Below are 12,198 nucleotides of genomic sequence, written 5' to 3'. Positions count from 1 at the left end.
CCATGGCAATGCAATACCCACAATCGCGCAAAACGTGCCGATTTGAGAGTCCATTCTTCCTGGTTGCGCTGACGACATCGTTCGCCCTGATCGCCGCAAATTCGGTTGAGCCAAGAGAGCCGGTCACGCATTCCACTGCAACGGCCGAAGCAGGTGTTTGCGATCCAGACCCTTCGCAGACGTATCGCGACGTTCGCTACGCGTGGTTGGGGCGTTTCGATGTCGAGATTACGGTCGACGGCCGATGGCCTGGAACGGCCGTGCTCGAGGGATACATGGGCTGTAAGAACGATGAGCGGTCGGCCATCGTGGTTTCAGGAAACACGCGTCGGACGCTCCGATACGGGGGATTCGACGGATTTCGTTGGATGACGCTATCGGAATTGAAAATGTCCGACGGCAATGTGAAGCCGCACGTCATTCGTTTGACGGCCGGACCGGGAAAGCCCGCCTTCCTCTCGCGGGTACGCGTGGTTGTGCACAGTCCGACAGGAGGTGCCGTGACATTGGGGACGAAGTTGAAGCCCATTGCCTCGGTCGTGACGGAGCGCGGACCGATCGACGGTGGGTTTGCCGAAGCGTATCCGGAAATGGTGGCCGTTTGGGAGGGGCGCCGGGAGATTGTTCGGCACGTGTGCGACGACAAGGATCTCGAGGCGGCGTTCCTGGCCGCCGAAAAGAACGGACGCGTCGCAAACGAGATGTTGTTCCGTTGCCGCAAGTACGTGGACGGGTGGCTTGCGAATGCGGATCCCGAGACCGGGCTCATCCCGCGAAACTTGCGCGAAAGCAAAGATATTTGGAACGGGCGCGATTCGGCGGCCGACAATTATCCGTTCATGGTGTTGACGTGCGCCTTGACCGATCGAGAGCTCTTCGAGGGGCGAATGCGGCAGATGCTCGAGACGGAACGCCGCTTGACCAGTCGGGTCGGGGCGATGCCGGATGTATATTCCTTCAGCAAGAAAGGTTTCCTACGCGAGGAGATCGATCTGAATGCCGTCATTTTCGATGCCTCGGAGTATGTGAAGGACGGCTTGCTTCCGTTGACCGAGTGGTTGGGCCCGAGTCCGTGGCTTGATCGTTTGTTGGAGATCGAGAACGACATTTGGAAATACGCGCCGGTCGAGACACCGTATGGGAACATTCCGTCGACGAACGTCGAGGTGAACGGCGAGCAACTTCAGGTTCTGTCCCGTTTGTACTGGTTGACCGGAGAGGAAAAATACCTTCGTTGGGCACAGCGGCTGGGAGATTATTACCTTTTGGGCGGCCGACATCCCACCGACGATTTCACGAGTCTGCGTTTGCGAGATCACGGCTGCGAGATCGTTTCGGGATTGTGCGAGTTGTACGTGTGTTGCGCCTTCGCCGACACGGCCAAGCGAGAACAATACCGAGACGCGATCCATCGCATGTGTGATCGAATTCTGGAAATCGGGCGCGACTCTCGCGGCATGTTGTACAACAGCATCAATCCGCAGACCGGCGATCATACGTCCGGTATCTGTGATACGTGGGGCTACAACTACAACGGCATCTACGCCGTGTACCTGGTGGACGATCGAGAGGACTACCGCGAGGCCGTCCGCTCGGCACTGACACATCTGCCGGAGTTGATCGATTATCACTGGGGTGTCGCCGATGAATACGCCGATTCGGTGGAGGGGGCTTTGAATCTTTTTAATCGAGAGCCGGTTCCCGCAGCCGCCGAGTGGATGGACTCGGAAATCCGCGACATGTGGCGGCCTCAACGCCCCGACGGCGTCGTCGAAGGCTGGCACGGCGACGGCAACTCGGCACGCACGGCGATCATGTACCATTTCTGGAAAACGCAAGGAATGTATGTGCAGCCATGGCGGCCGGATGTGCGATTGGGAGCATCTCCTTTACCCGACGGGCGTATCTGCGTCAGCTTGGTCGCGACGGAACCTTGGGGGGGTCGGATCGTTTTTGATCGACCGCGGCATCGTGAGGTAATGCATTTGCCGATCGACTATCCCCGTATCAATCAGTTTCCCGAGTGGTTCACGGTTTCGTCCGATGAATCCGTGCGCATCCGGGATGTTACAGGCGATGAGGGCGTGCTTCACGCTCGCGAAGCGACCACCCAGGGAATGGCGATCGTTCTCGAACCGTCGGTGGAAAAGCGACTGATCGTCGAGAAGTTGCGCCGCAAGTAAGCCGTTACGAGGCCTCTCGCGAGTGGTCGTTTTCTGGCTCGGAAGAGACCGCCGGCAATTGATTCGCCTCGGGGGAGGCCCCGGGGGCGGCAACGTCACGAGGCGGCAAGCGCTTCAATTTTTTTGCAGCCCGGCGAGCGAGATAAGGAAGATCCCGCATCAGTGTCTTCAAGTCCGGCTCCCACCCGGGGCGTGGAATCACGACATAATCGAGCCCGGTTGGAAAAAGATCGCGGCGCAGACGGAACGCCTCACGTAGTAATCGCTTCCACCGATTTCGAAACACGGCTTTGCCGACCTTCCGCGAGACCGACAAGCCGAGCCGAACGTGGTCCAAGCCGTTTTCACACGCATACACGACGATCCGACTGTTCGACACTGCGCAACGCCGCCGGAAGACGCGATCGAAATCACGTTGCAGTCGGAGGCGGTCGCGCTTGCGAAAACGGAAATCGGTCATCGGCCTTGAATCGATCGAGGATTACCAGTGTAACGAGCGACGCGGCGATTCCCGATAATCCCGCTCGATCCGAGCCAAGGCCTCTTTAGCGTCGGCAGACAACGTTTCGGGCAAGACGATCTGGATTTCGGCGTACAGATCGCCGGGGTCACCGCTTCCCGTGTCGACGCCGCAACCTTTCAGTCGCAGTTTTTTCCCGCTGGACGTGCCGGCCGGAATACGAAGCGACAGCTTGCCTTTGGGCGAAGGAATTTCAACGTTCGCTCCCAAGGCGGCCTCGCCGACGGTTACCGGCACCTTCACGTAAAGGTTCTTGCCTTTGCGCTCAAAGTAAGGGTGCGGCTGAATGTGCACCGTGAGGAGTAGGTCGCCTCGCTTGCCGCCCGGTAGCGACGCTTCGCCTTGCCCCCGAAGGCGGATTTTCTTGCCGTCTTCGATCCCTCTTGGGATCTTGATGGTGAGTGTGTTGATCTTGCCGTCGGGATGCCGTCGCCTCACGGTGTACTCGCCACCGGTGACCGCCAGCGTGAAGGGAATCATGATTTCTTGATGGACGTCGATCCCTCTCGGTTCCGGCCGTCGCCGCGTCCGCGGACGGGTACGGCCGGGGCCGGCGCGGAAATGTTCGAACAGGTCTCCCAGGTCGAATGCCGAGGTTCCGCCCCCGAACCGGTCGCTGAAAAACTGGCCGAGGTCGATGTCTTCGAACTGGAACGTGGCACCGCCGGGGCCGAACCCCTCGGGACCGCCTCCTTGAAACTGAAATGCGCCCCCGTAGCGGTCATACATCTCCCTCTTCTTGGGGTCGCTAAGGGTTTCGAACGCCTCTTGAACCTCTTGGAACTTTTGTTTGGCGGTTTCGTCGCCCGGGTTCATGTCCGGGTGGTACTTGCGCGCAAGTTCCCGGTAAGCCTTCCGGATTTCGGCTTCCGTGGCTCCGCGGCTGACTCCCAGGATCTTGTAGTAGTCCTTGGTCATGTTTTGTGTTGCCATAGGCATCGGGCCTCACTCAAAGATGCATTCCTTGCAATTTTGCGGTGCAATCTTCGACGATAGGCCCGTTTCGTTGTTGCGAACATACGCTTCCCACCGGAATTCGCCCCGTCTGCATGATTATAGTGGGCCTACTGTCGATGAGGTAGTTCGTCGGCGTGGCCGGCGGTAGGAGAGGATTGCTGTGGTGCGGGCGGCAGGGAATCCCGACCGTTATATTTGTTGTCGACCGGGGACGGATTGTTGCGTCCCTATTTCTGTGGGGAGTTTGCTTGCATCGAGGGGCGGGGGAAAGGATACTTTGGGCGTTTGCGCCCCGTCAGCGGGCGCCTTTCGGCTCATGAGAACGAGGCGAAGGAGGAACGTATGGCCGCCGGAAAGAAGTCGTACTTGATTGGATCGACCATCATTGCCGCTTTAGGGGGGCTGCTGTTCGGCTTCGACACGGCCGTCATCTCGGGGACGGAAAAGGCTCTCCAGACGATTTACTCGCTTTCGGAATTCTGGCTGGGCTTCACGGTGGCGAGCGCCCTGATCGGCACGATCATTGGGGCGGTTGCGGCAAGTCGTCCTGCCGATCGGTTTGGTCGGAAAGCCACGCTCATTTGGATTGCCGCTTTGTACTTCGTCTCGGCGGTCGGGTGCGCTTTTGCCTGGGATTGGTATTCGCTGTTGATCTTTCGATTTATCGGCGGATTGGGGGTCGGTGGAGCTTCCGTCGTGTCGCCCCTGTATATCGCCGAAATTTCTCCCGCGCGTTACCGGGGTAGGCTGGTCGCCGTGACGCAGTTCAACATCGTCCTTGGTATCCTCCTGGCGTTTTTTTCCAACTATCTGATTGCCCAGTTCGACTTGGGGGACCTCGAATGGCGTTGGATGTTCGGCGTCGAGGCGTTTCCGGCGGCCGCATTCGGGATCTTGCTCTTCTTGACGCCGCGGAGTCCTCGGTGGTTGGTTGCACAACAGAAACTTGATGAGGCCGCCAAGGTCTTGGCAAAGCTGGGGACGGATACCGACGACATCGACACCGAAATCCAGGAAATCGTTCGCTCGATCGAAAGTGAAAAAGAGGCCGCGGCAGAACGGTTCTTCCAAAAGGCATACTTGAAGCCGATCTTGATGGCGATTGCGATTGCGGCGTTCAATCAACTGTCGGGCATCAACGCGTTGATGTACTACGGTCCTCGGATTTTCCGCATGGCGGGAGCCGGGGAGGATTCGGCGTTGCTGCAGGCGGTAGCCGTCGGGGTGACCAACTTGATCGTCACGATGGCCGCGATGGCCATCATCGATCATTTCGGACGCAAGAAGCTGATGATCGTCGGTTCGATCGGCTATATCCTCAGCCTGGGCTGCACGGCTTGGGCCTTCTTTACCTATGCCGATTCCTTCCATGCCGCGGGCGAGGCGTTGAAGTTGATCGAGCAACTGCGGGAAACGGCACCGAACGATCCGGCTGCCCTTCAAGCCGCCCAGTCACAGCTTCAGCAGGCGATCGAGTCGGCAGGTATCGGGCCCACGGTCGTCTTGGTGAGCCTGCTGGTCTTCATTGCGTCGCACGCTTTTGGACAAGGGGCCGTGATTTGGGTGTTTCTCAGCGAAATCTTTCCAAACCGGGTTCGGGCGCGCGGCCAGGCGTTGGGCAGTTTTACCCACTGGTTCATGTGTGCTGCCATTTCCTGGACGTTTCCGATCTTTGCCGAAAAATCGGGGGGCTTGCCGTTCGCTTTCTATGCCTGCATGATGGTGCTGCAACTGTTGTGGGTGTTGCTGATTATGCCCGAGACGAAGGGCATCCCGTTGGAACAAATCCAACGTCGCCTGGGAATCACTCCAAACGGCGAGACGACCTGAACGCGGCACGGTCGCGGCAACATGCTGGTTGTCGGTGGAATCGGATCGTGAAAGCGAGGTGGCGAATGGACACGCCGATCGGTGTGAAGGAGTTACCGAATCGTGCCGGCTGCGGACTGAGACGGATCAATCCCGTGCTGTTTGTCGGTCTGTTGTTGTCGGTCGTCTGGGCGGGCGCGGATTCGGTTCATGCGGCCACCGGCCGCCTCGAATTGCACGTCGTCGATAAAGATACCGGCCGGCCCATCGCTTGTCGGATGCACCTGTGGAACGACCGCGGGCGCCCTGTTCAGCCCCGTCGCGCCGTCGGATGGGGAGAGCATTTTCTCGTCGACGGGACGGCCGATTTGGTGTTGCCTTTGGGGCAGTACACTTTTCTGCTCGAGCGAGGGCCGGAGTATCTCCAGGTTACCGGCCGATTTGTTCTGAATCGTTTCGCCGACGATACGAAGACCGTCGCGCTCCGACGAATCGTGGACATGGCGGGCGAGGGTTGGTGGGCCGGCGATCTGAGTGTGCGACGCCCACCGCGTGAGGCCGAATGGATCATGCGGGCGGAAGATTTGCACTTCATGGCTCTTCAAACGTGGTGGAACGACGCTCGCGAACCGTCTTGCCCGGCCGAGCAGTTACTTCCATTCGATAACGACCGCGTGTGTCGCGTTTTCTCCGGCAAATGGACGAAAGAAGATGGATCCCTCCATGTCTTGGGATTGGCCAAACAGCCGTCGGTGGATGAAACCCATTCGGCGTCGTTGATCGAAGCGGCGGTGGGTTTTCGGAACCTTCCCGGCAAACCGTGGATCGATGTTGCGAGGCCGTACAATGCCGACTTGCCCGCCTTGGTTGCGATGGGGGCTGTCGATTCGATCGCTTTGGCCTATGGCAACATGCAGCGAACCGTTACGGTGGCCGAAGAGACCGAAGGGCTCGCCCGCGACCGGAAGCGATATCCCGACATGTGGGGGCATGCTCGATGGGGGCAGGAAATCTATTTTCACTTGCTCAATTGCGGCATTCGTATCCCGCCTTCGGCCGGAAGCGACGCCGGAATCGGTCCGAACCCGGCCGGTTACAACCGGATGTACGTTTACCACGAAGGCGAGTTCGACGCGGCAGCTTGGTTCGACGGTTTCCGTAATGGGCGAGTCGTCGTCACCAACGGGCCGTTGATGCGTCCCAGCGTACATGGTCAACCGCCGGGAGCCGTTTTTCGCGTGACGGGGAGCGACCCGATCGACCTGGAAATCGGCTTGTCGTTGTCCACGCGAGATCCGATTACGTATCTCGATATCATTCAGGACGGACAGGTCGTCCAATCGGTGCGATTTGAAGACTACGCGTCGACCGGACGGCTACCGAAGGTGACCTTCCGACGCAGCGGTTGGTTCTTGCTGCGGGCAGCCACCGACGTAAAGGATACCTACCGATTCGCGATGTCGGCGCCGTACTTTGTCGAATTCGAAGGAGGCCCGACGATTCATCGACGCTCTGCCGAATTCTTTCTTGCGTGGGCGGAATCACGGCTGCGGGAGTTGCGTCAGACGCCGACCGCGCGGGAAGTCGATCTGGCTGCCTATGAGAAGGCCGTTGTCTTTTGGAAAGACCTTGTCGATCGGGCAAACGCGGAGTGACACGGGTCGGCAGCGGCAAGGTTCGTCCCTCTGCACAGGATTGCCGTATCCCGGTGTGTCTAGCCAAGTTCCGGCAGGGAATCTACAATGAACGATTCCGCATTTTCGCACCGACATTGCGCCGTTGGGATTGAAGCCCTATTGTGACGGCGGGTACGCGGAATCCGGAAATCGGATGGTACGTGATTGCCCCCCAATTCGGCGGGGACGGTATTGGGAGCTTGAAGCCTTGAGACGCACACACACCTGTGGGGAACTACGGAAAGAGCACATCGGCACGACGGTCACCCTGTGCGGATGGGTCGACACCGTTCGGGATCACAAGGGCGTTGTTTTCGTCGATCTCCGGGATCGGTATGGGAAAACGCAGGTGGTGTTCTCGCCTGAAAGCGGCGAAGACGTTCGCGATCTTGGGCGGTCGTTGCGCAGCGAATTCGTCATCGAGGTGACCGGTATGGTCGAGCCGCGGCCGGAGGGGACGGAGAACCCGAAGCTGGCAACCGGCGAGATCGAAGTGCGCGTCGAAAAGTGCGTCTTGTTGAACAAAGCCAAGACACCGCCGTTCGTCCCTGGGGCACCCGACCTGCCGGGCGAAGACATCCGGCTGCGCTATCGCTATCTCGACCTACGGCGGCCCGAGATGCAGCAGCGGATGGTGTTGCGCCATCGCATGATCAAAGCAATGCGGGATTACTTCGACGAGCATGATTTCGTCGAGATCGAAACCCCGATGCTCGGTCGCAGCACGCCGGAGGGCGCGCGAGATTACCTTGTGCCCAGCCGTATTCAACACGGTGCGTTTTATGCCCTGCCGCAATCGCCGCAACTGTACAAGCAAATCTTGATGGTGGCGGGATACGACCGGTACGTGCAAATCGCCCGCTGCTTCCGAGACGAAGATTTGCGTGCAGACCGCCAGCCCGAGTTTACGCAACTCGACCTCGAAATGTCGTTTGTCGATGCCGACGATGTCATGTCCATCATCGAAGGCCTGATGGCCAAACTATTCCGCGAGCTGTTGGGCCGGGAGCTCGAGCTGCCGTTGCCGCGGATGACGTACGACGAGGCGATGGAGCGGTTCGGTCACGATGCGCCGGACTTGCGTTTCGGCATGGAGCTTGTCGACGTTACCGATATCGCCGCCGAATGCGATTTTCGCGTCTTTCGTATGGCGGCCGAATCGGGGGGACGAGTACGGGGCTTGAACGCCAAGGGCGCGGCTCCTCGCTATTCCCGCAAGATGATCGATGAACTGACCGAGTGGCTGAAGCAAGATTATGGCGCCAAAGGACTTGTTTGGTTCAAGGTGGACGACGACAAGAAGCTCAATTCTCCCGTCGCTAAGAATTTTAGCGAATCGCATTTGCAGAGGATTGCCGAGCGGCTGGATGCCGAGCCGGGCGACATGTTACTGTTCGTAGCCGACGCGTTCGAGTTGACTTGCCGGGCATTGTACGGTTTGCGTCGCCGATTCGGCGCCGAGCTGGAATTGTACGATCCGAGTGAAATGCATCTATCGTGGATCGTCGAATTTCCGATGTTCGCTTACGACGAGGAGACCGGAGGGTGGGCCGCGATGCATCATCCGTTTACGTCGCCTCGGGACGAGGACCTTGCCGTCCTCGAGTCGGAGCCGGCAAAGTGTCGCGCCAAGGCCTACGACCTGGTACTGAACGGCTCGGAAGTCGGCGGCGGAACCGTGCGAATTCACGATCAAGAGCTCCAACAGCGCGTGTTCCGACTGTTGGGAATCGACGAAGAGCGGGCCAAGGACCGCTTCGGCTTTTTGCTCGAGGCTCTGCAATACGGTGCCCCTCCGCACGGCGGGATTGCCCTTGGAATCGACCGATTGGCGGCCATCTTTTCGGGGGCCGAAACGATCCGGGATTGCATTGCCTTCCCGAAGACGCAGCGGGCAACGGATCTCATGACCGGTGCGCCGGGCGAAGTCGATCCCCATCAACTCCGCGAACTCGGGTTGAAGATTGAGAAGTAAGCGGCCCTTTCGGTCGAATCATCGCCACAGCTTGCGATCGAGCATTCGGTACTGGACCGCCTCGCTCAGGTGAGGCACGTCGATCGTTTCCTTGCCGTCCAGGTCGGCAATCGTTCTGGCGACACGCAGCACTTTGTCGTGCGCCCGCGCGGAAAGCCCCAAATCGTTCATCGCGGCGTCGAGAAGCGTTTTGGCTTCATCCGTCATGCGACAATGTAGCCGAACCTGGCGATGGCTCATTTCGGCGTTGTATCGTGTCTTGGAGTTCCGGAACCGTTCTTCCTGAATGCTTCTGGCGCGAACGACTTGCTCGCGCACACGGTCGCTCGAGATGCCCGGCCGTGCGGTAGTCAGATCGCGGTAAGCAACGGCGGGAACTTCGAGGTGGATGTCGATCCGGTCGAGCAGCGGACCGCTGATTTTCGACATGTATCGTTCCACTTGGAGCGGCGAACAATGACAATCTCGACGCGGATCGCCGCGGTAGCCGCAGGGACAAGGATTGAGCGCCGCCACGAGCATGAAATTGGCGGGGAACGTCGAGGTCAAAGTCGCTCTTGCGATCGTGACCGAGCGGTCTTCCAGCGGTTGGCGTAAGACCTCCAACGTGCGGCGGTTGAATTCCGGAAGTTCGTCCAAGAACAACACACCGTTGTGCGCTAGACTGATTTCACCGGGCATGGGTGTGGATCCGCCGCCGACGAGCCCCGCGTCGCTGATCGTGTGGTGAGGGGCTCGGAAAGGACGCGTTGTCAGCAACGGTTCATCGGAACCGATGCGACCCACGGCGCTGTAAATCCGCGTGGTTTCGATCGATTCGGAGGGCGTCAACGGCGGCAAAATCGTGGGGATGCGTTTGGCAAGCATCGTCTTGCCGGACCCGGGTGGACCGACCATCAGCAAGTTGTGCATGCCGGCCGCGGCAATCGTCAACGCGCGCTTCGCCATTTCCTGGCCGCGCACGTCGGCAAGGTCGACCTCGTATTGCGACGAGCGGTCGAAGATTTCGGCCACGCAGCAAGGATGCGGGGGAATGTCCAAGTTTCCGCCGAGAAATGCCGCCGCCTCGGTCAACGTCGAGACGGGCACCGCCTCGACGTCTTCGACGACGGCCGCCTCGGCTGCATTCTGCCGTGGAAGAACGATGCCTCTCAAACGACGCTTGGCGGCCTCCATGGCCATGGATAGGGCACCGCGGATCGGGCGAAGGCCGCCGTCCAATGCCAGTTCGCCGACCACGGCATATTCGCTCAACCGTTGCTGATCCAACTGACCGCTGGCGGCAAGAATGCCGAGTGCGATGGGAAGGTCGAACGATGCGGCATCCTTGGGGATGTCCGCCGGAGCCAAGTTGATGACGGTACGATTTTGCGGGCGCTGAAAACCGGAATTCGCGATCGCGCGGTCGACCCGATGGGTACTTTCCCGCACGGCAGCTTCAGGGAGCCCGACGAGGACGGTCTTCGGTAGCCCGGAAGGGGAAACGTCGACTTCGACTTCTACCGTTGCTGCATCGATACCCAACAGCGAAAACGTAGTCAGTTTAGCCAACATCCGAGGTCGATCCTGCCCCGTGTCTCAATCGAACGGGATGCTCGTGTGCGGGGTTGCGATGTCGTCGGCCGGCGCAGGCGTTTCTCCCGACGGTTCATGCTGCACCGATCGCCGCGACCGAATTTCCGGTATTGTGTCGTCGAGTTCTCGGCCGTGCAAGCGTGGGCCGTCGTCGAAACGAAGCTCAAAAAAAACGCCGCTGCCCGGTCGGCAACGGCGTGAGAAACTCGCTTGAGATTCGGAGCGACGCGTGTATCAGCCTTGCTGACGTAATGCCTGAATAACCCGGTCGGTGATCTCTTGGATCAGGGCTTCACGATTGTCGGCAACCGATTTTCCGTTGTTGCCGGCCGGTGCCTGCGACGTGGAGCAGCTACCCGTCCCATACCGAGGTGGCGTGAAGGCCCGTTGTTCGACACCGGCTTCCTGCCAACTTCCGCGGAACACGTCGTTCGAACAGAGTTCGCAGTTTTCGAGTTCCAGACGCGGATCCTTCATGCCCCATTTGCCTTTGAGGTCGAGCAAAGCGCGTGCTTCCGGTTCGCTGAAGTAATTTACGCGCCCCAAGCTGCGGGCAAGCATGAGCATGCGGCAGTAGGCATCGAGAATCTCGGTGTACCAGTAGGCCTTTTCGACGTCTTCGCCGAAGCTGACCGTGCCGTGATTCGCCAAGATGATCACGTTCGATTTCTGCACGAAGGGCAAAATCGTATTGGCGAACTCCTGGCTGCCGGGAATCTCGTATTTCGCAATGGGAACCTCGCCGAGGAAGATTTCGACTTCGGGAAGGATGCATTGCGGTACGGGCTCGCGGGCGATGCCGAAGGCTGTCGCGTGCGGCGGATGGCAGTGAACGACCGACTTGACATCGGGCCGCGACTTCATGATCGCCAAGTGCAGCTTGATTTCACTGGTCGGCTTTCGGCGACCGGAAAGCTGGTTGCCTTCCATGTCGACCACGCACAGGTCTTCAGGCTTCATGAACCCTTTGCTGATCATCGTGGGCGAGCAGACGACTTCATTTTCGCTGACACGCCACGAGATGTTGCCGTCGTTGGCCGCAGCGAATCCCTTTTTGTAAATGCGCTGCCCGATCTCACAGATTTGCTGTTTGACTTTGTGAATGTTCAACATTTTTGTCGCTCCGAATGCGTCGATTCAGGTTTGCGGGTATTGTCCGGTTCGTGTCTTTGCCTCACGGTTGGACTTCATCGAGGGGGACGACGTCCAAGGTGTCGAGGATCGCCGTGATGTTCGTATCCATCGGTTTCAGGTCGGGGAAATACGGCCGTGCCGATTCGGGGCCCTCGCTGAAGGCGACCAGTTCGCCGACTCCGGCGTTGAGATCGTCGTAGCTGATCAGTTCTTCGTTTTTCGGCAAGGAAACCTCGTCAATCATCAACAAGTCGTCGAGCATGTACGGGACGATGATCTTGAACCGTCCCCCGACCAAAGCGGGATGCTTCTTGTGCAGGGTGACTGTTCCAATGACCTTTCCCATTCGCATCGACGTCAATCCTTCAC

The 12,198-nt window shown here is 59.1% G+C and carries 9 protein-coding genes; 4 read left to right on the top strand and 5 right to left on the bottom strand.

What is annotated here, in order from left to right:
- Window positions 1-2: 2 nt before the first annotated feature.
- A complete protein-coding gene (locus ACYQ2I_RS11350; protein ID WP_460167128.1) occupies window positions 3-2,183 on the top strand; it encodes a hypothetical protein in 2,181 nt (726 codons plus the stop codon).
- Between the two features lie 4 nt (window positions 2,184-2,187).
- Here ACYQ2I_RS11350 and rnpA read toward each other — a convergent pair whose 3' ends face one another.
- Window positions 2,188-2,643 carry a ribonuclease P protein component gene (rnpA, locus tag ACYQ2I_RS11345; protein ID WP_460167127.1) on the bottom strand — a complete coding sequence of 152 codons (456 nt, stop codon included), beginning with the start codon at window positions 2,641-2,643 and terminating at the stop codon, window positions 2,188-2,190.
- A gap of 21 nt (window positions 2,644-2,664) precedes the next feature.
- A complete protein-coding gene (locus tag ACYQ2I_RS11340; protein ID WP_460167126.1) occupies window positions 2,665-3,636 on the bottom strand; it encodes a DnaJ C-terminal domain-containing protein in 972 nt (323 codons plus the stop codon).
- Window positions 3,637-4,002: 366 nt separating this feature from the next.
- Here ACYQ2I_RS11340 and ACYQ2I_RS11335 point away from each other — a divergent pair, with 366 nt between their 5' ends.
- The 3 genes from ACYQ2I_RS11335 to aspS all read left to right on the top strand — a co-directional run bounded on the left by ACYQ2I_RS11335 (window position 4,003) and on the right by aspS (window position 9,120).
- Window positions 4,003-5,490: a sugar porter family MFS transporter gene (locus ACYQ2I_RS11335; protein WP_460167125.1), complete on the top strand. Its 1,488-nt coding sequence runs from the start codon at window positions 4,003-4,005 to the stop codon at window positions 5,488-5,490.
- Between the two features lie 65 nt (window positions 5,491-5,555).
- Entirely contained in the window at window positions 5,556-7,124 is a 1,569-nt protein-coding gene (locus tag ACYQ2I_RS11330) for a CehA/McbA family metallohydrolase (RefSeq protein WP_460167124.1), read from the top strand.
- 229 nt (window positions 7,125-7,353) lie between these two features.
- Window positions 7,354-9,120: an aspartate--tRNA ligase gene (gene aspS / locus ACYQ2I_RS11325; RefSeq protein ID WP_460167123.1), complete on the top strand. Its 1,767-nt coding sequence runs from the start codon at window positions 7,354-7,356 to the stop codon at window positions 9,118-9,120.
- An 18-nt stretch (window positions 9,121-9,138) separates the two neighbouring features.
- Here aspS and ACYQ2I_RS11320 read toward each other — a convergent pair whose 3' ends face one another.
- From ACYQ2I_RS11320 to ACYQ2I_RS11310, 3 genes are all read right to left on the bottom strand, one after another.
- The gene (locus tag ACYQ2I_RS11320) at window positions 9,139-10,674 is read right to left on the bottom strand and encodes a YifB family Mg chelatase-like AAA ATPase (protein WP_460167122.1); all 1,536 of its coding nucleotides are present in this window, start codon (window positions 10,672-10,674) and stop codon (window positions 9,139-9,141) included.
- A gap of 255 nt (window positions 10,675-10,929) precedes the next feature.
- Window positions 10,930-11,808, bottom strand: coding sequence for a class II aldolase/adducin family protein (locus ACYQ2I_RS11315; protein ID WP_460167121.1), 879 nt, complete (start codon window positions 11,806-11,808; stop codon window positions 10,930-10,932).
- Between the two features lie 61 nt (window positions 11,809-11,869).
- Entirely contained in the window at window positions 11,870-12,181 is a 312-nt protein-coding gene (locus tag ACYQ2I_RS11310; protein WP_460167120.1) for a EutN/CcmL family microcompartment protein, read from the bottom strand.
- Window positions 12,182-12,198: the final 17 nt, after the last annotated feature.

The organism is Thermostilla marina (assembly GCF_054657455.1).
The sequence above is the reverse complement of the archived record's forward strand: the minus strand, read 5'-3'. Positions and strand labels throughout refer to the sequence as shown.

What these genes read in the sequence shown, in the direction of transcription:
- ACYQ2I_RS11350 (WP_460167128.1), top strand. Translation starts at nt 3, where the DNA reads ATGGCAATGCAATACCCACAATCGCGCAAAACGTGCCGATTTGAGAGT.
- rnpA (WP_460167127.1), bottom strand. Translation starts at nt 2,643, where the DNA reads ATGACCGATTTCCGTTTTCGCAAGCGCGACCGCCTCCGACTGCAACGT.
- ACYQ2I_RS11340 (WP_460167126.1), bottom strand. Translation starts at nt 3,636, where the DNA reads ATGGCAACACAAAACATGACCAAGGACTACTACAAGATCCTGGGAGTC.
- ACYQ2I_RS11335 (WP_460167125.1), top strand. Translation starts at nt 4,003, where the DNA reads ATGGCCGCCGGAAAGAAGTCGTACTTGATTGGATCGACCATCATTGCC.
- ACYQ2I_RS11330 (WP_460167124.1), top strand. Translation starts at nt 5,556, where the DNA reads ATGGACACGCCGATCGGTGTGAAGGAGTTACCGAATCGTGCCGGCTGC.
- ACYQ2I_RS11320 (WP_460167122.1), bottom strand. Translation starts at nt 10,674, where the DNA reads ATGTTGGCTAAACTGACTACGTTTTCGCTGTTGGGTATCGATGCAGCA.
- ACYQ2I_RS11315 (WP_460167121.1), bottom strand. Translation starts at nt 11,808, where the DNA reads ATGTTGAACATTCACAAAGTCAAACAGCAAATCTGTGAGATCGGGCAG.
- ACYQ2I_RS11310 (WP_460167120.1), bottom strand. Translation starts at nt 12,181, where the DNA reads ATGCGAATGGGAAAGGTCATTGGAACAGTCACCCTGCACAAGAAGCAT.